Below are 21820 nucleotides of genomic sequence, written 5' to 3'. Positions count from 1 at the left end.
TCTTAAAAATACAAACCTCTATTTATACATTACTTCTCTATTTTCATACTTCTACTTTTGGTTTTTTGCCCAAATTTCCATTTTTCTTTCAAGAACTTGTAGAGGAAGACAACCTTGATTTAAGAGCTCATCATGGAATTTAGCTAAGTTGAATTTAGTGCCTAAATCTTTTTCATATTTAGCTCTTAGTGCTTGTATCTTCAATGCTCCAGTCTTGTAGCTTAGTGCTTGTCCTGGCATAGACATGTAGCGTTCTACTTCTGCTGTGGCTCCAGCTTCATCGTATGCTACATTGCTTAGGAAATATTTTATAGCTTCTTCTCTATTAAGTTTCCCTGTGTGTAGTCCAGTGTCTATAACGAGTCTAACGGCTCTCATCATTTCATCACTCAAGGCTCCCATTTTTTGATATGGGTCGGTATAAAGTCCAAATTCTTTTCCTAAAGACTCACAGTAGAGAGCCCAACCTTCTCCATAAGCACCTATCCAACCAAAACGCATAAATTTTGGTAAATTAAGATTCTCTTGCTGTAAAGCAATTTGATAATGATGCCCAGGAATAGCTTCGTGAAGGAAAAGAGATTCCATACCAGAAGTTACATTAAAGGCTTTAGGATTAGGAATTGGAATGTAGAAAATACCGTTTCTTTTTCTATCTGGAGTACCTGGTTGATATTCTGCACTAGCAGATGCTTCTCTGAATTTTTCGGTTTGTCTAATTTCAAAGCCTGTTTTTGGAACATTATTAAACATCGTTTTTAGCTTAGGTTTAATCTTTGATAAGATAGCATTAAACCCATCTAAAATTTCTTGAGACGTTTGGTAAGGCATTGCCTTAGGGTCGGATTTTAAATGCACCAAAAACTCTTCTAGAGTTCCGCTGAACTTGAGCTCTTCTTTTACTTGTTCCATTTCACCTCTTATTCTCGCAACTTCGCTTAATCCAATATTGTGGATTTCTTCTGGAGTTTGGTTGGTGGTTGTCCAGCGCTTTACATGATAGTTATAGATTTCTTTACCTTTTGGTAGAGCATTGTAGCCGTCGGTAGTTCTTGCCTTTGGTAAATATTCCTTTTCAAGAAAATCTCCCATTTTTTGGTAAGCAGGAATAACTTTAGATACAATAACCTCTTGATAGTTTTTAGTAATACGATTTCTTTCGGCGTTACTAAAGCCTACAGGGAAATTTTTAAGAGGCTTATAAAATATGTTTTTGTTGGAGTCTTTAGAGATGATTTCTTCGGCTCTCATTTGAGGAATCATCTTTACCACTAGACTTTTAGGCAATACAATATCATTTTTGATACCTAGTTTAAAGTTCTCCTGAGCTGTTTCCATCCATTTAGGAAATTCTTGCATTCTTTTTAGCCAGTTATCATAATCTTCTACTGTTTTGAATGGCTGATTTCCACTCCCGCTTCCCAAAAGGGGAAAGTCTAATGGTAATCCCGAAAATTGTGTAAACGGTATATATTCTGGATGATAGGCATAGCCTTCTACTAAATCTTTTAATAAATAATCTAGTACATTGAAAACCGTTTTTTTATCATCAGGAAGAGATTCATAATCTACAGTTTCTAGCTTTTTAATCATATCACTGTAGAAAGCAATCTCTTCAGTAATTTTAGTTTTTTCTAAGCTAGGTAATTTATCGTTGTACCTTGGGTCGCCCTGTGCAGTAGCTTCTAATGGATGAAACTGAAGGTAACCTTCATAGTATTCCTCTGCTATGCTGTCTAAGCTGGTCTTAGGTGTGGTATTTACAACAAAAGGTGTATCTCCTTTTTTACATGAAAATAAGGCTAGTATAACGGAGGATAATATGATAAACTTTAAAAAAAACTTTGTGGTATTCATATTCAATAAATTATATATCGAGCAAAAGTAATTAAAAATTTTATACTAAGGCTTTAAAAAAAGACCATATTACGATACCTCCACAAACACTTACATTAAGCGAATGTTTGGTGCCGAGCTGTGGTATTTCTATAAAGTTATCGTATAAAGGAAGGGCTTCGTCAGATAGACCTTCAACCTCGTTGCCTAAGACTAAAGCGTACTTTTGGTTAGGATTTATTTCAAAATCGGATAAAGAAATACTATCTGTGGTTTGCTCTACTCCAATAATGTTGTAACCTTGTGTTTTTAGTTCTTTTATAGCTTCTGAGATGTCTTTTTGATAAACCCAATCTACACTTTCGGTAGCCCCCAATGCGGCTTTGTGTATTTCTCTGTGAGGCGGTTGTGGTGTAATGCCACAGAGTACGATTTTCTCTATTAAGAATGCATCGGCAGTTCGGAACAAAGCACCAACATTGTGCATGCTTCTAATATTGTCTAAAACAACCACGAGAGGTGTTTTAGAAGTTTTTTTAAAAGTTTCTATATCAATTCTGCCTAGTTCTTCTAGTTTTAATTTTTTTGTCATTATTCCTATCTTTATTATTGAAAAAGAGGACTGAAATCTATCAAATTACAGCCCTCTCTTCCTATTGTCATTATCCTTTTTACTCTTAAGAGTACATCTGTTGTCTTAGTTCTTTTACTTTTTTATCCTGAAGATATTCATCATAAGTCATGTGTCTATCAATAATACCTTTAGGAGTTAATTCTATGATACGGTTACAAACAGTCTCTAACATTTCGTGGTCATGAGACGCTAAAAGTAGAGTTCCTTTAAATGCTACCAAAGAGTTGTTAAGTGTAGTAATACTCTCTAGGTCTAAGTGGTTGGTAGGTTCGTCTAATAGTAAAATGTTAGCTCTTTGAAGCATCATTCTACTGAACATACAACGCATCTTTTCTCCTCCCGAAAGAACTCTACAAGATTTAAGTGCCTCGTCTCCAGAGAAAAGCATTTTCCCTAAGAAACCTCTCATATATTCTTCGTGTCTTTCCTCATCGTTTTTGGTAAACTGTCTTAGCCAATCCACTAAGTTGATGTCCTCTTGGAAGAATTCCGTATTATCCAAAGGCATATAAGACTGTGAAGTGGTTACGCCCCATTGATAAGAACCTTTATCCGCTTTAGAGTTTCCAGAAATAATTTGGAAAAATTCGGTAATAGCTAGAGAGTTTTTAGATAAGACAGCTACCTTATCTCCTTTTTTTAAGTTAAGGTCTATCCCTGAGAATAGTAACTCTCCATCTTTGGTTTTTTCTAAATCTTTAATTTCTAGAATTTGGTCTCCTGCTTCTCTTTCCTGTTCAAAAATAATGGCAGGGTATCTTCTAGAAGTAGGTTTTATATCTTCAATATTAAGTTTGTCTAGCATTTTCTTTCTAGCGGTAGCTTGTTTTGCTTTAGCCACATTGGAAGAGAATCTTGCAATAAACTCCTGAAGTTCTTTTTTCTTTTCCTCTGCTTTTTTATTAGCCTGTTGTCTTTGCTTAGTCGCTAGTTGAGAGGCTTGATACCAGAATGAATAATTACCCGTATAAAGATTGAGTTTAGAATAGTCTAAATCTCCAATGTGAGTACAAACAGCGTCCAAGAAGTGTCTGTCGTGGGATACTACGATTACTGTATTCTCATAATCTGCAAGAAAATCTTCTAGCCAAGCTATAGTATCAATATCTAAGTCGTTAGTAGGCTCGTCTAAGATGAGTACATCGGGACTACCAAATAAAGCTTGAGCAAGTAATACCCTTACTTTATCTTTGTTTTCTAATTCACTCATCATTTGGTAGTGCATATCCTCTTTAATACCAACGTTAGAAAGCATAGTTTGAGCGTCAGCTTCAGCATTCCAACCGCCCATTTCATCATAAATAACGCCTAATTCACCAGCTTTTATACCATCTTCGTCAGAAAAGTCAGGTTTAGCATATAGAGCGTCCATTTCTTCCTTGATTTCAAAGAGTTTTTTATTGCCTCTTAAAACGGTTTCCAAGACTGTATATTGGTCGTATGCGAAGTGATCTTGTTCTAGCACAGACATTCTTTTGCCCGGTTCTAAAGACACATTACCTGTAGTAGGGTCTTGTTTACCACTAAGTATTTTTAGGAAAGTAGATTTTCCAGCACCATTAGCGCCGATGATACCATAGCAATTTCCCTTAGTGAATTTTATATTAACCTCGTCGAAAAGAACCCTTTTCCCGAATTGTAAAGATAAGTTTGATACTGTTAACATATAGTTTTGTAAATTTGCACAAAAGTAAGAAGAATTTTTAAAATACAACTTTTGTATTTCAATGATTGGTATAGTAATTGTATTTGCAGTTAAACGATGAATATTCAGAGGACAGTCAGTATTTCTAATAAGAGAGCTCGTTTTGAGTATGAAATTTTAGAACAAGTTGAAGCTGGAATAGTTTTAACAGGGACAGAAATTAAAGCTTTGAGATCTTCTAAAGCGTCCATTACAGAAAGTTTTTGTCAATTTATAGAAGGGGAGCTCTATGTTATCAATATGACGATAGATGAATATAAATTAGGGACTTTCTATAATCATAAAATAAAGCGAGAACGAAAATTGCTTCTTCACAAAAGAGAGTTGGATAAGTGGAGTAAGAAGATGAAAGATGTGGGTAATACCATAGTGCCATTGAAGGTTTATATCAATGATAGAGGTAAAGCTAAAGTTTTGATTGCATTAGCAAGAGGTAAAAAACTTTACGATAAAAGAGAAGCGATTAAGGAGAGAGAAGCAAAAGTTAAATTGAATCGCGTATTCAAAAAAAACTAAAAAAATAGCTAAAATTTTGGCAGTAACAAAAAAATATATTTAATTTGCATTATCAATTATTTAATTATTTAATTCTATGAAAAATCTAAAATTAGGAATTTCAGCATTAGCACTTACTGTTGCTACTACTGTTTCTGCTCAGACTACTAGCAATCCTTGGTTAATAGGTGTTGGTGCTCATGGCGTGAATCATGTAGCTGCTGGAGGAAGTGCTGGAGATGTTTTTAAAACAGCATTTACAGGCAAGAGTTTGTACAATATCAATAATTTTACAATTACTCCGCCATTGTCTAAGCTTACAGTTGCTAGAAACTTGAACAAGGCGTTAGTTCTTGACTGGCAAACTTCAGTAGGTAATATTGATAATAAGAGAATTGGAATGGGTAAAGAATTTATGTTGATGACTGGACTTGGTCTTCAGCTTAAATTTGCAGGTCTTCTTTTTGGCAACGAAGATGCATGGTTTGACCCTTATGTAAGAGTTGGAGCCAACTATTTGAGACACGACTATACAGGTCTTACGTTCCCTGTGACTGATAGCTACAATGATGTAACTTACGCGGGGTATAGCGAAAATAAACCATACACTCAAGGAAGAGCGGATCATTTTGCTTTATCAACAGGTTTAGGTACAAACATTTGGTTAACTAAGAACTTTGGTCTTGGTATCCAAGGGGATTATGTTTCTACTCCAGTAGATAAGTCTAGATTGGCTAACTTTTGGCAAGCGTCAGCTTCATTGAACTTTAGATTTGGTAACAGAGATAAGGATAAGGATGGAGTGTTAGATAAAGACGATTTATGTTCAGAAACACCAGGTTTACCTGAATTCCAAGGTTGTCCAGATACAGATGGTGACGGTGTTCCAGATAAAGATGATAACTGTCCAGAAGTAGCAGGACCAGTAGAAAACAATGGTTGCCCTTGGCCAGATACAGACAAAGATGGTGTATTGGATAAAGACGATGCTTGTGTTGATGTAGCAGGACCAGCTGAAAATAACGGTTGCCCTTGGCCAGATACAGATAATGATGGAGTATTAGATAAAGATGATAAGTGTCCTAATGTTCCAGGTCTTCCAGAATACAAAGGTTGTCCTAAGCCTCAGGAAGCGTATGCAGTTGAAGCAACAGGAGCATTAAAGGGTATATTCTTTAACTTTAATAAAGCATCTATCAGATCTGAATCTAATACTAAGTTAGATCAAGCTGCTGAAGTGATTAAGTCTTCTAACGGAGGTACTTTCTTAGTAGTTGGTCATACAGATGTTAAAGGTAATGCTAACTATAACTTGAAACTTTCTAGAGAAAGAGCTGCATCTGTAGTAGCTGCTTTAGAAGCTAGAGGTGTTAACCCATCTCAGTTAAAATCTAAAGGAGTTGGTTCTGCTGAAGCTACAGTTCCTGCATCTGCTTCTAACGAAGAGAGAATGAAAGACAGAAAAGTGGTTGTAGAAGCAATCAGCGGATCTGCTTGGGAAGCTCTTCAGAAGTCTGATCTTCCAGTAGTGAAGAAAAAAGTAGTAAAAAAGAAAAGAAAATAATTAGTATTTTCTAATCTTAAATAGAAAAGCGTCCTCTTCTTGTAAGAGGGCGTTTTTTTATTGTATTAAAATTAGTATTTTTGCACATCTAAATTGTTATTATAATTATGGGACGCGCATTTGAATATAGAAAAGCCTCTAAGATGGCTCGTTGGGATAAAATGGCAAAAACTTTTTCTAAAATAGGAAAAGATATTGCATTAGCTGTAAAGGCAGGAGGTCCAGATCCAGATTCTAACCCTGCGTTGAGAAGGTGCATACAAAATGCTAAAGGGGCTAATATGCCTAAAGATAATGTAGAAAGAGCCATTAAAAAGGCAAGTGGTGCAGATGCTGAGAATTATGAAGAGATTACTTACGAAGGGTACGGACAAGGAGGTGTTGCATTTTTTGTAGAATGTACTACTAATAATTCCACTAGAACTGTGGCTAATGTAAGAGCTATCTTTAATAAATTTGATGGTAATCTTGGGAAGAATGGAGAGCTTTCTTTCCTATTCGATAGAAAAGGGATATTTACGCTAGAAAAATCTTTGATAAAGATGGATTGGGAAGATTTTGAAATGGAGATGATAGATGGAGGTGCAGAAGATATAGACTCTGATGAAACAGAAGTTATAGTAACTACAGCGTTTGAGGATTTTGGATCTTTATCTCATAAGTTAGATGAACTGGGGACAGAAGTTAAGAATGCAGAATTACAGAGGATACCTAATATTAGCAAATCTGTATCAGAAGAGCAATTTATTGCGAATATGAAAATGTTACAAAGGTTTGAGGAAGATGACGATGTACAGAATGTATACCATAATATGGAAATTACAGACGAGCTAATGCAGAAGCTATAAAATAAAAAAAAGGCTACTTAGAATATAGGTAGCCTTTTTTATTTCTTGTTTACGAAAGGAGTGAGCCATTGAGATAAACTTCATAATCAATGCTGACATTGGGCTCTAAAGTTTTGGATACTGAACAATACTTTTCAAAAGAAAGCTGAGCAGCTTTCAAAGCTTTCTTTTCGTCGATTTCTCCTTCCAATAAAAATTTCACGGAGATTGCTTTAAAAGGCTTAGCATCATCAATAGGTACTCTTGTTCCTTCCACTTCAGCTTTAAAACTCGTTAAATTTTGTCTTTGTTTTTTTAGGATAGAAACCATATCTATTCCACTACAGCCTGCCACTGCCATTAACATGGTTTCCATAGGAGAAACGCCTTTAGGGTTAGGTTGAGAAGTGTTGTCTAGAAGAATGCTATTGCCTGCACTATTGCTACATTCAAATAAAAAATCGTCATTAATTCTGTTGAGAGTTATTTTCATTTTTCAAAAGGATTAGTTATGCTTGTAAAGATAATTATTTTTCTTAGAAATGTAATAGTGTTTAGTATCTCTTACTACATAAAAAAATCCTTATCTTTGCTCACTAATAGTTTAGAGAACAATGTCAAAGAGTTTAATACCAAAATTAGAAGCCATAAAACAACGCTATAATGAAGTAGCGGATTTGATTATTCAGCCTGATGTAATTTCTGACCAAAAAAGATATTCCTCACTTAATAAAGAATATAGTGATTTGGGGAAAATAGTAAAGGTTTTTGATGAATACTCTACTGCACTCAATGCCATAAAAGAGGCGGATGAAATTATAGCTGACGGTTCTGATAAAGACTTGGTAGACCTTGCTAAAATGGAGAAACAAGAGGCGATAGACCGTATTCCTTCAATAGAGGAAGAGTTAAAATATTTACTCATTCCAAAAGATCCTGCAGATGATAAAAATGTAATGGTAGAACTTCGTGCGGGAACAGGAGGTGATGAATCAGCTATCTTTGTTGAAGATGTTTACAGAATGTACACCATGTATTTTAAATCTAAGGGCTGGAAGCATGAAGTAACCGATTCTAATGAAGCATCAAAAGGATATAAAGAACTCATTATGCGAGTGGAGGGAGATGGCGTTTATGGGATTATGAAGTTTGAATCTGGTGTGCACCGTGTGCAAAGAGTTCCAGAGACAGAATCTCAAGGGCGAGTGCATACTTCCGCAATTACGGTGGCGGTGTTGCCTGAAGCTGAAGAGGTAGATGTGGAAATCAACCCTGCTGATATAGAAATGCAAACTTCTCGTTCTGGAGGTGCTGGAGGGCAGAATGTAAACAAAGTAGAAACTAAGGTACAGCTTACGCACAAACCTACAGGTATTGTAGTGGTGTGTCAGCAAGCTCGTTCTCAGTTAGCTAATAGAGAGTTAGCAATGGAGATGCTTAGAACAAAACTTTACGATATAGAGTTGCAAAAAGTACAAGGAGATATTGCGGCTCAAAGAAAGACGATGGTTTCTACGGGAGACCGTTCAGCTAAAATTAGAACATACAACTATCCTCAGGGGCGAGTTACAGACCATAGAATTAACAAGTCTATTTACAACCTGGATAATTTTATGAATGGTGATATTCAAGAGATGCTAGATGCCTTAATCATGGCAGAAAATGCAGAGAAAATGAAAGGTGAGGAAGAAAATATAGGGTAATGGAACAGAACAAATTAAAGATAAAAGTCTATAGTTTTTCCTATAAGAAAGGAGGCATTCCTAAAGATGATACAGATAATGGAGGCGGTTTTGTGTTTGACTGTAGAGGCATCTTAAATCCTGGTAGACAAGAAGAGTATAAGACTAAAACAGGAGCAGAGCAGGAGGTACAGCTCTATCTAGAAGAAAAAACTAAAATGCCTCAGTTTTTGGATTTGGCACAAAAAATCATTTCTATAAATATAGAAGATTATTTGACAAGAGGATTTGAAAGTTTACAAGTTTCCTTTGGTTGTACGGGAGGTCAACATCGTTCTGTATATGCAGCGATTAAAACTGCAGATTTTATCAGAGAAAAATATCCTCAAGCGGAAGTGTGTTTGAGGCATAACGAGCAACCTCACCTTAACTAAGAAAATATATTCTCTTTTTAAGAGTTAAAGATACTTGGTTTATAAGTTTTTGATATGAAAAAAATAATCGCTTTTTTTGGAATTCTTTTTGGAGCTTTGGCTTTTGGGCAAGAGCTTCAAGCTAATGTGCAGATAAATTTTGCACAGGTAGGAGGGAGCAATACACAAGTATTTAAAACGCTAGAAAAAAACTTAAGAGAGTTTATAAACAATACCAGCTGGACAGGAAAAAAACTTCAAAATTTTGAAAAAATAAAATGCAACTTTGCCATTATTATCTCAGAAAGAACGGGTAATAATTCGTTTAGAGGTAGCTTGGTGGTGCAATCTACGCGTCCTGTGTTTAATACACAATATGAAAGTCCTCTTCTCAATATTAACGACACTAACTTTAGTTTTGAATATGCCGAAAATGAGAATTTAATTTTTAATGAAAGACAATTTTCAGGCAAAAATCTAATAGATGTGGTAAGTTTCTATGTTTACCTTATTTTTGGTTATGATGCAGATTCTTTCCAGAATAAAGGTGGCGAACCTTGGTTTGAAAAATCACAAAAAATTGCTCAAAACTCCCAAAATCAAAATTATAAAGGGTGGTCGCAGATGGAAGGGCAAAGGACACGAGGGGCATTGATAGATAATATCCTAAAATCAGATTTTTCTGCTTTTAGACAGGTTTTTTATCAATATCATCGTCAAGGCTTAGATAATATGTACAACCTAAATGCCAATAGTAATTCTAAAAAGGCTGTGGCTGATGCTTTGTTAAATCTTAGAACTTACGAAAATGGGTTTCAAATGAATTATCCTTTCAATATTTTTATTGATACAAAAAAGGACGAAATCTATAATATTTTCAATAGTGGTAACAATGCTTCCGTAAATATGACAGAGCTTAAGAGTCTTATGTCTGTATTTGCTCCCAAAGATATAGATGGTAAGTGGGACAAATGGAAGTAAACCCAATACAATAACTTTACAATAATTATAATGTTATGATAACTAATCAGAATTTGCTGAGTGTAGCAGAAGAATTCGGTACACCTGTGTATGTATATGATGCAGAGTCTATTAAGCAACAATATGAAAAATTAACTTCCTCATTTTCGGAGAAAACGAGATTTTTCTATGCAGCTAAGGCACTTACAAATATCAATATACTTAAATATGTAGAAAAGCTAGGCGCTTCTTTAGATTGTGTGTCTATTAACGAAGTTAAACTAGGCTTGAAGGCAGGTTTTTCTAAAGATAGGATTTTGTTTACACCTAACTCTGTAGATATATCGGAGGTAGAAGAGGCGGTAGAATTAGGCGTACACATCAATATTGATAATATTTCTATCCTAGAGCAGTTTGGGACTAAATTTGGCGGCTCTTACCCTATTTTTGTAAGGGTAAATCCGCATATTTTTGCAGGAGGGAATTATAAAATTTCTACAGGGCATATAGATTCCAAATTTGGAATTTCTATTCACCAGATGCGTCATATTGAGAGAGTCGCTAAGACCACAGGACTTAACGTGGAGGGGCTCCATATGCATACAGGAAGCGAGATTAAAGACCCTGATGTATTCTTACAAGGTCTAGAAATTATGTTTGAGTTGGCGGAGCATTTCCCTAATCTTAAGTATATAGATATGGGAAGTGGCTTTAAAATTCCTTATCAAGAGGGAGATATGGAGACTGATGTTAAAAGCCTTGGTAAAAAAGTAGAAAAGGCTTTAGCTAAGTTTAACGAAGAGCAAGGTAAAGAACTTCAACTTTGGTTTGAACCAGGTAAATTTTTAGTAGGAAAAAGTGGACATTTTTTAGTGAAATCTAATGTCATTAAGCAAACTACAGCAACGGTGTTTGTCGGTGTTAATTCTGGGTTTAACCATTTAATTCGCCCAATGTTCTATGATTCTTATCATAAAATAGAAAACTTATCTAACCCTAACGGACCAGAAAGAATCTATACTGTAGTAGGAAATATTTGTGAAACAGATACATTTGCTTGGGATAGAAAAATAAATGAAGTGAGAGAAGGTGATATTTTAGTATTCAGAAATGCAGGAGCTTATGGTTTTGAGATGAGTTCTAATTTTAATTCTAGACTTAAGCCTGCAGAGGTATTTTGGTTAGATGGTAAGGCTCACTTGATAAGAAAAAGAGATGAGTTTGAAGACTTATTAAGAAATCAAATAGAGGTGATTTAATAAGTAAAATGCCGTTTTTAGAGCGGCATTTTTTGTACCTTTACACTAAGAATTTTGAAAAGAGAAGGAGTATGAAAAAGTTAGTTCTATTATTATTTTATTTGATTTCAACTGCTGCATTTGGGCAGGATATAGAGGATATGCAAGAGGGTTATAATTTCTTTGGAGGAACTAATACTCACATTCTTGTTAAAATAAGTAAGCCGATATTTGTAGCTGATAATAAATGTTTTTCAAACTATGAGCATGCTAGATTTGAAGGAGGAGATGCACTTTTTTCTAAAGACTTAGCAAAATATTTAGTGGCTTATTTGGATAAAGATACCTATTATGCCAAAGGGTTATTCTCTATCAATTTGGAAATAGATGAAAAAGGAAGAGTTGGTAAAACAGAAGTGCTTCCGAGATTAAAGAATGATGATTATTTTCAAACAGATGTAAGATATGCAATAAAGCGTGTTAAGAAAGCTTGGAAACCAGCAACCTGTAACGGACTTCCTGTTAAGTCTAATATAAAAATTAAGACTTTATTCAGTCCAGAATCTTACGATACTTACGGATTATAGATAAAAATAGGCGAAAATCTAGAGCAGATTTTCGCCTATTTACTTTTATAACCTTCTTGTTTTTATTTGGGTAAGAAAACTTCTGCAAGCATACATCTTGCACTACCGCCGCCGTTGGTTTCTATAGTGCTAAGGTCAGAGTAAATAATTTCTGAGTATTTTTCTATACTTTCTATTTGGCTAGGAGAAAGAGATTGGTAGGCACTTTGGCTCATTACCAAAAATTTCTTTCCTTCATCATTGTGTACCTGAAGCATGTTTCCAGCAAAATTTTGCATTTGCTCTTCGGATATTTCTATAATTTCTTTTCCTGATTTTTTAATTGTATCTACCACATTTTGGCGTTCCTCAAGGTCGTCAATACAATCTAGGCAGATGACCACAAAGCGGTCTGCAACGCACATCATCACATTGGTATGGTAGATAGGCAATCTTTCTGTACCAGCTGTTTGGTAAGAGTGGAAAACCACAGGTGTATAACCAAACTTCTCACAAAACTCACGGAAAAGCTTTTCGTCTAACCTTAACGAAACTGAGCCATAAGCCAATTTATTATCATGGTCAAAAATAATACTGCCTGTACCTTCTAGAAAAACATTGTCTTTTTCAGAAGAGGTTAAATCTACAACTTCATTTATTTTGAATCCTTGGGTTTTAAGATTTTCTAAAATATCCATACGGCGTTCGTCTCTTCTATTAGGAGCGTACATAGGGTAGAGGATAACTCTTCCGTCAGCACCAAAACTCACCCAGTTGTTTGGGAAAATAGAGTCGGGTGTGTGTGGTTCTAAAGTGTCTTGTATGCTTATAACAGTAATGCCTTTAGAACGAAGTTTCTCCACAAAATTTTTAAACTCTTGTAAGGCTTTAGATTGAGTATCTGCATTTTCGGAATTAACTTGGAAATAATTATTCTCAGCGGTCTGTGCATTATAGCCAAATGCCACAGGCTCTATCATTAAAACAGTATTAGTGGTTTGCATAAAAATATTTTTCACAAAGATAATGTTTTTTCAGGACTGAAAAATTGCTGCAGTAGAACAAGAAAAATAAATAAACTTGGAAACTTTTTTTGTTTTTTAGTTTTTTATCCTATATTTGCAGCGTAAAATTATGGAAGACAGAATTTTTTTTTTGAAAAAAGTCTCAGAGCTTTTTGTTCAGAACGGAGCTAAGTCCCTCACTATGGACGATATAGCTAAGGCATTTTCTATATCTAAAAAAACACTATACCAAAACTATAAGAACAAGGAAGTGTTGCTAGAAGAGGTGTTAGATTTTCTGTTGAAACAGCTTTTGGAACAACTTAAAGCAGAGGAGGAGAAAAGTCTAAACCCAATAGAAAAAATGCTTCTGAGAGAGCCTAAGATAGAACAGATTTCTGAGAATAACAGGACTGTTTTCGTAAGGCAGCTCATCAAATATTACCCAGAAATCTACAATATGCACATTGTGAATGTCTATAAAGGTATTTACGAGATATTTAAGCATAATGTTATTAAAGGTAGAGAACAAGGGCTTTATGAAAAAGACTTTGATATAGAAACCTATGCTAAGTATTTTTTAGAGCTGATGTTTGCCTTTGATAGCTCACCTCTTTTCGAAGAGGAACAGAAGATAGGTAGGAGTAACTATTGTCAAGGGGTGGTTAGGTTTTATCTCAATGCTATAGTAACTCCCAAAGGAAAAGAATTTTTAAATCAACTAACATATAACAATGAAAAATAGCATTAAAATTATAAGTCTTGTGGCTTTATTTTTTCAGGGTGCCTTTTCAGCTCAGGAGTCAAGAATGTTGTCTCTGTCTGAAGCTATAAATCACGCCATGGAGCATAAAGCAGATGCCGAAAAGGCTAGACTAAACATAAAAAGAGGTGATGCCGAAATAGCGGAGGTTAAAGCCAATGCTTTTCCAAAGATAATTATCAATAATAATACTACCTATAACCCTTTGTTACAGGAAGTTATTATGCCTAATTTTGTAAACCCTACTCAAACTATGAGACTTACACTAGGGCAAAGATGGCAGTCTACTCATATGGCTCAACTTCAGCAGGTACTTTTTAACCAAACGGTTTTTACGGGGTTAAAAGCGGCTAAATCTACTAAGGAGTTTTATCTCATCAATGCACAACTTACGGAAGAGCAGATTATAGAAAAGGTGGCTAATGCCTATTATCAAGTTTATCAGACAGAGCAAATGTTACAAAATCTGCAAGATAATCTAAAGATAGTAGAGCAAACAGTTAAGATTATTAAAGGGTTATATGATGCTGGTTTAGCAAAGAAAATAGACTATGACCGAGCTCTAGTTTCGTCTAATAATGTAAAGGCAAATCAGCAACAGCTTATCAATGCCGTACAGCTGAGTAAAAATGCACTCAAGTTTATGGTAGGAATGCCTATGGAACAAGAGATAGAACTTCCAGAGCAGAGCTTTGAGCCGTCTGTACTTATTTCGGAAAATTCTAATTCAGATTTTTCTGAAAGAACAGAACTTAAAGTGTTGAAGAAACAGCTAGAACTACTTAATTGGAAGAAAAAAGCTTCGGAATCCGAATATTATCCAACAGCAACTCTAATTGCTAACTATGGATGGCTAGGTCAAGGAGCTAAAATGCCTTGGTGGCATGGGGAAAAAGATAAGGTCTATTGGTCAGATATAGCCTCAATAGGTCTCAATATTAGTATTCCTGTTTTTAATGGATTTTCTACTAAATCAAAAATAGAAAAAGACAAAATAGATATAGAAAAGGCACAAGCTGACCTAAGGGAAATTCAGTTAGGGTTAGATTTGGCTTATAAGAACGCAAAAACTCAATTAGAAAATAGCAGTATCACCATTAAAAACCAAGAGAATAATGTAAGGCTAGCAGAAGAGGTTATGGCGAATACAAGAGCTAATTATCAGTATGGTTTGGCTACGCTTAATGATATTTTGGGAGCAGAAAGAGATTTAGCTGATGCGAAAAATAACCTCACAAAATCTAAACTAGATTATAAATTGGCAGAAATAGAACTTCTAAAATCACAAGGTAAACTAAGAACTTTAACAGAAAAATAAATCATCATGAATAAAAAAACATTATTATCTATTATAGCGGTAGTAGGCGTAGCTGTAGGCTTTTTCTTTATTCTTCAAAAAAATAAAGCTAATAACCAAGAGCAGGTAAATATTGTAGCAGAAAAAAATAACGAAATAGCGGTAAAAGCAGAAGCTGTAAAAAGAGAGGAAATTGGAGGTGCTTTTAGTGTTAATGGTACTTTTTTACCAAAAACACAGGCAAATATTTCTGCAGAAATGGGTGGACAATTGGTAGCTCTCTATGTAAAGGAGGGTAGTTATGTAAGAGCAGGGCAAGTAATAGCTAAGCTCAAAGGAGATAAAATTAATGTAAATGTAAGCAATGCTCAAGCTAATTTAGACCAAGCTATTTCGGCACTTAACCGTTTTGAAGCTGCTTATAAAACAGGTGGAGTAACAGCATTACAACTAGACCAAGCGAGATTGCAGGTGAAAAATGCTAGAGCACAGGTGCAGTCGGCACAGCTTATGTCTGGTGATACTAATGTAGTGTCCAAAGTAAGTGGTATCGTTAATCAAAAAATGGTAGAGCTAGGTAGTGTTGTGGGAGCAGGTACACCTATTGTACAGGTGGTAGATATTTCATCACTTAAACTAAAAGTAGAGGTAGATGAATCTCAAGTAACACAATTAGCAGTTGGTAATACGGTAAAAGTAAAGCCTAGCGTGGTAGATGCTGAGATAGATGGGCAAGTATCTTTTATTGCACCTGCATCTAATGGAGCTCTTAAATTCCCTGTAGAGATTACAATCAATAATGCCTCTAATCTGCTTAAAGCAGGAATGTATGGAACAGCAACATTTGACAGAACCGGAGCGAAGGAAATTTTGAGTATTCCTAGAAATGCTTTTGTGGGAGGAGTGAGTGATAATTTAGTCTTTGTGGTGAAAAACGGTGTAGCTCATCTTACTAAAATCCAAAGTGGTGCTAACTATGGTGATAAAGTAGAGGTTACAGGAGGGCTTAATGCAGGAGATATGGTAGTAACCAGTGGGCAAATCAACTTAGCAGATGGAACCAAAGTTAAAGTATTAAAATAATCATTTGGATTTAAAGACTCAGAGATGACATTATTTTGATTCTTTAATGACTTAACATATAGAAATATAAGATGAAATTAGCAGAAGTATCCATAAAAAGACCCAGTTTAGTTATTGTAATCTTGGCACTACTTCTCATAGGAGGATTGTTTAGTTATAAACAACTTAATTATGAGCTAGTACCCAAGTTTGAAGTAAAGGTAGTTACTGTGGCTACCATATATCCAGGGGCATCTCCTACCGAGGTAGAGAATACAGTGTCCAAAAAAATAGAAGATGCCGTTTCTGCACTAGAAGGGGTAAAGAAAATACAAACTAAATCTTACGAAAGTCTTTCCATTGTTATCATTCAGTTTAATAATGATGTTAATACAGACTTCGCAATGAATGATACTCAAAGGAAAATCAATGCCATTAGGTCAAACCTTCCTGACGGGGTTAAAGAGCCTTCGTTATCACAATTTTCACTTTCAGACTTACCTGTTGTAAGTATGGGGGTTACCGCCAACTTATCTGAAAATGAACTTTATGATTTGATAGACCAAAAAATTCAACCAGAATTTTCTAGAATCTCAGGTGTTGCTAAGGTAAATATTGTGGGAGGACAAGAGCGAGAAATTCGTATCAATTTAGACCCTAGTAAATTACAAGGTTATGGGCTTAGCATTCCGCAGGTGGTTCAGATAATTACAGCATCTAACCTAGATTTCCCAACAGGAAATTTGCAGACCAGAGATAACTCTACACTTATCCGTCTTTCAGGGAAGATAGCTTCGGTAGAAGAACTTAGAAACCTTACCATTGCTTCTATGAATGGTATTAACATTAAACTTTCTGATGTTGCCGAAGTACAAGATACTCAGAAAAAGGTAGAAAAAATTGCTCGTATCAATCAACAGAACATCTTGTTACTTCAAGTTCAGAAACAAACTGATGCCAACGCCGTTACAATGAGTGAGTTGGTTCAGAAGAAAATGAAAGTTATAGAAGAGCAATATAAAGACCAAGGGCTTAAAATCAATTTGGCTAATGATACTTCGGTATTCACACTTGCGGCGGCGGATTCGGTGCTGAAGGATTTACTTATTGCGGTGGCGTTGGTGGCGTTTGTGATGTTGTTTTTCTTGCATAGTTTTAGGAATGCTCTTATCGTAATGGTGGCTATTCCTACCTCTCTTATTGCAACATTTATAGGGATAGCGTTGTTTGGGTTCTCGCTCAATTTGATGAGTTTACTCGCGTTATCTTTGGTAGTAGGAATATTGGTAGACGATGCCATTGTGGTAATAGAGAATATCCACCGTCATATGGAGATGGGTAAGAATAAAGTTCGTGCGGCGTATGATGGAGCTAAAGAAATAGGCTTTACCGTTACTGCTATTACTTTGGTAATTGTGGTGGTATTTTTACCTATAGCTTTAAGTAGCGGTTTGGTATCTGATATTATCAGACAGTTTTGTGTAACGGTAGTTATAGCTACAATGTTGTCTTTATTAGTGTCGTTCACCGTAGTACCTTGGTTGTTCTCTCGTTTTGGTAAACTCGAGCTGATTAGCAAGGACTCTATCTTTGGTAAAGTAATTTACACTTTTGAAGATGGTTTAACTAAGTTCACTCATTTCGTAACGGATTTACTTAAATGGTGTCTTAATAATAAGATTAAAACCTTTGTTGTAACCTTCTTACTTTTTGTAAGTTCTATTGCACTGCTTGTAATGGGCTACATTGGGTCAGACTTTTTCCCTAGAACAGATAAAGGAGAGTTTTTGGTTCAAATAGAAATGCCAAAAGATGTTTCTATAGAGCAAACCAACTTTATGACTCAAAAGGCAGAAAACTATCTTGCTAAAAATTCTAATGTAGCTACAATGATTACCACAGTGGGGCAGTCTAGTGGTGGTATGGGAGCAGTACAGTCTACGCCGTATAAGTCAGAAATTAATGTTAAACTTATAGATAAATCTAAAAGAAGTGAGCCAAGTAATGTTTTTGCTGCAAAAATAAAACGAGAGCTGGAGCCTATTTTGGTTGGTGCAAAAGTAACTACCGTACCTATGGGACTTATGGGGGCAGAACAAGCACCATTACAGATGACAGTAATGGGGACTACATTAGATGAAGCTTTAGGCTATGCTAAAGAAGCAGAAAAAGCATTGAAATCTATAGAAGGTGCCACGGAAGTGAAACTGAGTGTAGAAGAAGGTAACCCAGAGATTTCGGTAAATGTAGACAGAGATAAAATGACGGCTCTAAGTCTTAATGTAGCAACCGTAGGGCAGACATTGAGAACGGCTTTTAGTGGAAATACCGATAATAAATTCCGTACAGGAAATAGTGAATACGACATCAATATCATCTTAGACGAATCTAAAAGAGGTAGTATAGATGATGTGAGAAATATTGAGTTTACCAATGCTCAAGGGCAGAGGATAAAATTATCACAATTTGCTGTGGTTGACTTCTCTTCTGGTCCTGCCGTTTTGGAGAGATACGACCGTTCACCAGCTGTTACTATACAAGCCCAAACCATAGGTAAAAGTATGGGAGCTGTGGCTAACGAATGGCTTGCCAAGTTAGAAAATGTAAAGAAACCTGCCAGCGTAAAATGGGTATGGGGTGGTAATATGGAAAACCAAAGTGAAGGTTTTGGCTATCTAGGGTATGCATTACTAGCGGCAATATTATTAGTATATATGATTATGGTAGTGCTTTATGACGATTTTGTAAAACCATTTATTGTACTATTTTCCATTCCTCTTTCTTTTATTGGAGCGTTGTGGGCATTGGCTCTTACCAATCAGAGTTTAAATATCTTTACCATTTTAGGGATTATTATGTTGATTGGTTTGGTGGCGAAGAATGCCATTCTCTTGGTAGATTTTGCTAACCATAGATTAGAGCAAGGTGAAACCATAGAAGATGCTTTAATACAAGCCAACCACGCTAGACTTCGTCCTATTTTGATGACTACGATAGCGATGGTGTTTGGTATGCTTCCTATCGCGATGGCTTCGGGAGCAGCAGCAGAGATGAATAACGGTTTGGCTATTGTAATTATCGGAGGGTTATTATCATCATTATTCCTTACATTAGTAATTGTTCCAGTGGTATACTTAATTGTAGTAAAACTGGAAAGAAAACTGGCTAAGGAAGACAAAAAAGATTACGACGCTCTAATGAAAGCGGATTATGAACACCTTCATCCAGAAGATGAAATAGAGTTTTAGAATAACAAAAAAGAGGCTTCAAAAAATGGAGCCTCTACTTTTAGTCTAAAAAAATAGTATTTTATTTAAATTTTAAAATCTCTAAATCTAGTTGATAATTTAGCTTTAGAATATCTTTGTGGTCATAGAGTTTAAATGTGATTTGGTTCTCTCCATCGTACTCTATTATTCCGTAGTTGGGTTCTACAACAGCTTCTCCTATTCTAAATTTATTAGGCTCTAGGGACGGCCATTTTTCGGTTAATCCACTAGACGTTAAATCATAGATAGGATATTGGTTGGGTAGGCTGTACTTTGATAACTCTCCCCAATGTACATCTCCAGATATTACAAAAAGATTTTCGGCTTTAGTTTTTTTAATTAAATCCATCATTTTTTGTTGTTGGCTAGGAAGGTTTGTCCAAGATTCCCAACCATTGTATTCGTGTGAGAACTGGATACTAGAAACCAAAATCCTTAAATCTGCAGGAGTTTTTAGAATTTCCTCTAGCCAGTTCCATTGAGCTTCTCCTAGAAAACTTTTAGAAGTATCTCGGCACGGAACATAGTCGTTCTTTCCGAAAGGCATTGTACTTTCAAATTTACAAAGAGCATCACGATTAAATCTAGTGTCTAAAATAATGATTTGAATTTTTTTGTTTTTAAAAGTGAAATATTCTACTCCATAAATACCGTTAGGGTTGGTCTGTCTGAATTTATTATTAACCTCCCAATATTTTAAAAACAAGGCTTTAGAAGCTTCTTTGTGAGGGTATTCTTTCCCCGCATCATTCCAGCCATAGTCGTGGTCGTCCCAAGTAGATAGCATCGGAACATTTTTCTTTAGGTTTTTAAAATGAGGATTGTTGGTTAATTTTTGATACTTAGCTTCTAGAACCTTCATATCGTAGGTGTCTCCATAGATGTTATCTCCCATCCATATAAATAAGTTGGGTTTCTTTTCAACCACTTTATCTAATAGTGATAAGTCTTTATCTTGTTTAGAACAAGAGGCTATTCCTATGGTAAATTTCTCTTGAGCATTAGCAATGAGTAGTCCAGAAAATATAGATATTGAAAGTAATTTTTTTAGTAATGTCATTGTTTATTTTGGTTTAAAATTTAGAAGTTTAGTTTTGCCACCACATTTTAGAATTAATATTATCTCCACCTAGTAGATTAGAGGCTTTTTGATAATTATCTCTATTTACAGATTGTTCAATAGAAGGATATATTAGCCTTGATGGTATTTTGTTACCGTTAGTATTGCCTTCACTTGGTTTCAGTTGAGGTAATCCTGTTCTTTTAAAATCGTTCCACGCCTCAAAGCCATTCCAAAAGAACGCTAACCATTTTTGTTCTGCTATCAATACAAGTTTGTCTCCTGTATAAGCAGCAGTTTCTGTAAGATAGTTTTGAGGCATTGCGGTATTCCAGAATTCAAAACTAGCTTTGACTCCGTTTTCGTAATGTTGCTTTGCAGGAAGGTTTACCCAACCTTTTTCTGCCATTTCTGCTAAAATGAACTCTAGCTCGGAGTAAGTCATTAAAATTCCTTTAATTAGGGTAGGATTGTAATGGAAATTTAGGTTAAGCATAGAGAGGTTTCTGTAGTCAGTGGAATAAGAACCTGGCTTGATGGCTTTGTGTTCTGTATGGCTACTATTTTGAGGTTTGTTGTACCAAGTGTCAATTCTAGGGTCGTTGTATTTTTTTGCTAAGTCTAACATTGTGGTAGATAAGGCTGTAAGTTGCTCAATTTCATAAACTCTGCCTCTACCAGCGGAGTAAGGAGAAACATCATTTCCAACGCCTGAATAATAATAGATTGCAGCATCTTGGTTGGTTTTGAATATTGGATATTCGTTAGGATTGGAGAGGATTTCTCTAATTTCTGAACTTACATCTTGTTTGTTCATGATTTTTATTAGAACCCTTAGACGTAAAGAATTGGCGAAAATTCGCCATTTACTTATATCGCCTCCGTAGAGTTTGTCACCCTCTATTGTTGCTCCTTTTTTTAGTATTTGGTTGGCTTCTTTGAGCATTTGGTTTGCACCTTTGTAAACTTCTTCTTGAGAGTCATACTTTGGAGTAAGTATTCCTTGTTTGTACTGTCCTGCTTCGGACATAGGGATAGGACCATAGGCATCGGACATTTGAGTAAAAATAAAAGCTTTTAACACCTTGGCCACACCTATGTATTCTTCTTTATGAGATTTTTTGCCTATGTTTTCTATATCGTTGAGGTTTTCTATTTGTCCATAAAGTTTCCAATAACTATCATTGGCAGTCCATGTATAAGTATCTATTTGGTTATATTGTATGTAGCTAATCATTTGTGATACTTTATTGCCTAGACTAAAATTATTGTCTACATTGGTATCCGCTATGCGATAAAGAATATTGGGTAATAATAGATTTACACTTACCGTTTCTTCGGTAAAATTATCTTTATCTTTGTTCATTTCCTCAAAACCTCTAGTGCAGGAATTGAAGACAAAAGTACTGGTTAAGATTAAAAATATTTTTTTCATTTTTTCCTTG

At 35.3% G+C, this 21820-nt stretch carries 19 protein-coding genes; 12 read left to right on the top strand and 7 right to left on the bottom strand.

Going from position 1 to position 21820, the window contains the following annotated elements:
- Positions 1 to 51 precede the first annotated feature (51 nt).
- The 3 genes from VIX88_RS07165 to VIX88_RS07155 form a co-directional block, all read right to left on the bottom strand.
- Positions 52 to 1857, bottom strand: a complete 1806-nt coding sequence (locus VIX88_RS07165) for a DUF885 domain-containing protein (protein WP_004917066.1) — start codon at positions 1855 to 1857, stop codon at positions 52 to 54.
- Between the two features lie 40 nt (positions 1858 to 1897).
- Positions 1898 to 2428 (bottom strand): RNA methyltransferase, encoded by a 531-nt coding sequence (locus VIX88_RS07160; RefSeq protein ID WP_004917069.1) that lies wholly within the window; start codon positions 2426 to 2428, stop codon positions 1898 to 1900.
- An 85-nt stretch (positions 2429 to 2513) separates the two neighbouring features.
- Positions 2514 to 4136: an ABC-F family ATP-binding cassette domain-containing protein gene (locus tag VIX88_RS07155; RefSeq protein ID WP_013446966.1), complete on the bottom strand. Its 1623-nt coding sequence runs from the start codon at positions 4134 to 4136 to the stop codon at positions 2514 to 2516.
- A 96-nt stretch (positions 4137 to 4232) separates the two neighbouring features.
- On the opposite strand from VIX88_RS07155, the gene smpB reads away from it, so the two are divergent.
- From smpB to VIX88_RS07140, 3 genes are all read left to right on the top strand, one after another.
- Positions 4233 to 4691 carry an SsrA-binding protein SmpB gene (smpB, locus tag VIX88_RS07150; protein WP_004917075.1) on the top strand — a complete coding sequence of 153 codons (459 nt, stop codon included), beginning with the start codon at positions 4233 to 4235 and terminating at the stop codon, positions 4689 to 4691.
- A gap of 76 nt (positions 4692 to 4767) precedes the next feature.
- Positions 4768 to 6234 (top strand): OmpA family protein, encoded by a 1467-nt coding sequence (locus VIX88_RS07145; RefSeq protein WP_013446965.1) that lies wholly within the window; start codon positions 4768 to 4770, stop codon positions 6232 to 6234.
- Positions 6235 to 6341: 107 nt separating this feature from the next.
- Complete coding sequence (locus tag VIX88_RS07140; protein WP_013446964.1) at positions 6342 to 7082, top strand: YebC/PmpR family DNA-binding transcriptional regulator; 741 nt, start codon at positions 6342 to 6344, stop codon at positions 7080 to 7082.
- A 49-nt stretch (positions 7083 to 7131) separates the two neighbouring features.
- On the opposite strand, the gene VIX88_RS07135 is transcribed toward VIX88_RS07140, so the two are convergent.
- On the bottom strand, positions 7132 to 7554 hold the full coding sequence (locus VIX88_RS07135; RefSeq protein ID WP_013446963.1) for an OsmC family protein: 423 nt from the start codon (positions 7552 to 7554) through the stop codon (positions 7132 to 7134).
- A 121-nt stretch (positions 7555 to 7675) separates the two neighbouring features.
- Between VIX88_RS07135 and prfA the strand changes: the two genes are divergently transcribed.
- The 5 genes from prfA to VIX88_RS07110 all read left to right on the top strand — a co-directional run bounded on the left by prfA (position 7676) and on the right by VIX88_RS07110 (position 11941).
- Positions 7676 to 8764 carry a peptide chain release factor 1 gene (gene prfA, locus VIX88_RS07130; protein WP_013446962.1) on the top strand — a complete coding sequence of 363 codons (1089 nt, stop codon included), beginning with the start codon at positions 7676 to 7678 and terminating at the stop codon, positions 8762 to 8764.
- Positions 8764 to 9177 (top strand): RNase adapter RapZ, encoded by a 414-nt coding sequence (locus VIX88_RS07125; protein ID WP_014937858.1) that lies wholly within the window; start codon positions 8764 to 8766, stop codon positions 9175 to 9177. Before prfA ends, VIX88_RS07125 begins: the two co-directional genes overlap by 1 nt.
- 54 nt (positions 9178 to 9231) lie before the next feature.
- Positions 9232 to 10137: a DUF4835 family protein gene (locus VIX88_RS07120; RefSeq protein ID WP_064969349.1), complete on the top strand. Its 906-nt coding sequence runs from the start codon at positions 9232 to 9234 to the stop codon at positions 10135 to 10137.
- 35 nt (positions 10138 to 10172) lie between these two features.
- Positions 10173 to 11375, top strand: a complete 1203-nt coding sequence (gene lysA, locus VIX88_RS07115) for a diaminopimelate decarboxylase (protein ID WP_013446961.1) — start codon at positions 10173 to 10175, stop codon at positions 11373 to 11375.
- Between the two features lie 71 nt (positions 11376 to 11446).
- Entirely contained in the window at positions 11447 to 11941 is a 495-nt protein-coding gene (locus tag VIX88_RS07110) for an energy transducer TonB (protein ID WP_017686229.1), read from the top strand.
- A gap of 62 nt (positions 11942 to 12003) precedes the next feature.
- Here VIX88_RS07110 and ctlX read toward each other — a convergent pair whose 3' ends face one another.
- The gene (gene ctlX, locus VIX88_RS07105; RefSeq protein WP_013446959.1) at positions 12004 to 12924 is read right to left on the bottom strand and encodes a citrulline utilization hydrolase CtlX; all 921 of its coding nucleotides are present in this window, start codon (positions 12922 to 12924) and stop codon (positions 12004 to 12006) included.
- 151 nt (positions 12925 to 13075) lie between these two features.
- On the opposite strand from ctlX, the gene VIX88_RS07100 reads away from it, so the two are divergent.
- The 4 genes from VIX88_RS07100 (at position 13076) to VIX88_RS07085 (ending at position 19294) form a co-directional block, all read left to right on the top strand.
- Positions 13076 to 13669, top strand: a complete 594-nt coding sequence (locus VIX88_RS07100; RefSeq protein WP_080600758.1) for a TetR/AcrR family transcriptional regulator — start codon at positions 13076 to 13078, stop codon at positions 13667 to 13669.
- Positions 13659 to 15005 (top strand): TolC family protein, encoded by a 1347-nt coding sequence (locus tag VIX88_RS07095; RefSeq protein ID WP_004917106.1) that lies wholly within the window; start codon positions 13659 to 13661, stop codon positions 15003 to 15005. The genes VIX88_RS07100 and VIX88_RS07095 overlap by 11 nt, the downstream gene beginning before the upstream one ends.
- A 6-nt stretch (positions 15006 to 15011) precedes the next feature.
- Positions 15012 to 16067 carry an efflux RND transporter periplasmic adaptor subunit gene (locus tag VIX88_RS07090; RefSeq protein WP_064969351.1) on the top strand — a complete coding sequence of 352 codons (1056 nt, stop codon included), beginning with the start codon at positions 15012 to 15014 and terminating at the stop codon, positions 16065 to 16067.
- Between the two features lie 71 nt (positions 16068 to 16138).
- Positions 16139 to 19294, top strand: coding sequence for an efflux RND transporter permease subunit (locus tag VIX88_RS07085; protein ID WP_310503696.1), 3156 nt, complete (start codon positions 16139 to 16141; stop codon positions 19292 to 19294).
- Positions 19295 to 19355: 61 nt separating this feature from the next.
- On the opposite strand, the gene VIX88_RS07080 is transcribed toward VIX88_RS07085, so the two are convergent.
- Together VIX88_RS07080 and VIX88_RS07075 are read right to left on the bottom strand one after the other, a co-directional pair.
- Positions 19356 to 20375, bottom strand: coding sequence for an alkaline phosphatase D family protein (locus tag VIX88_RS07080; protein WP_064969353.1), 1020 nt, complete (start codon positions 20373 to 20375; stop codon positions 19356 to 19358).
- A 28-nt stretch (positions 20376 to 20403) separates the two neighbouring features.
- Positions 20404 to 21810, bottom strand: coding sequence for a SusD/RagB family nutrient-binding outer membrane lipoprotein (locus VIX88_RS07075; protein WP_064969354.1), 1407 nt, complete (start codon positions 21808 to 21810; stop codon positions 20404 to 20406).
- Positions 21811 to 21820: the final 10 nt, after the last annotated feature.

Origin of the sequence: Riemerella anatipestifer, assembly GCF_035666175.1 — a bacterium.
GTDB classification, from domain to species: Bacteria; Bacteroidota; Bacteroidia; order Flavobacteriales; family Weeksellaceae; genus Riemerella; species Riemerella anatipestifer_D.
This window is presented reverse-complemented; position numbering and strand designations above follow the sequence as displayed.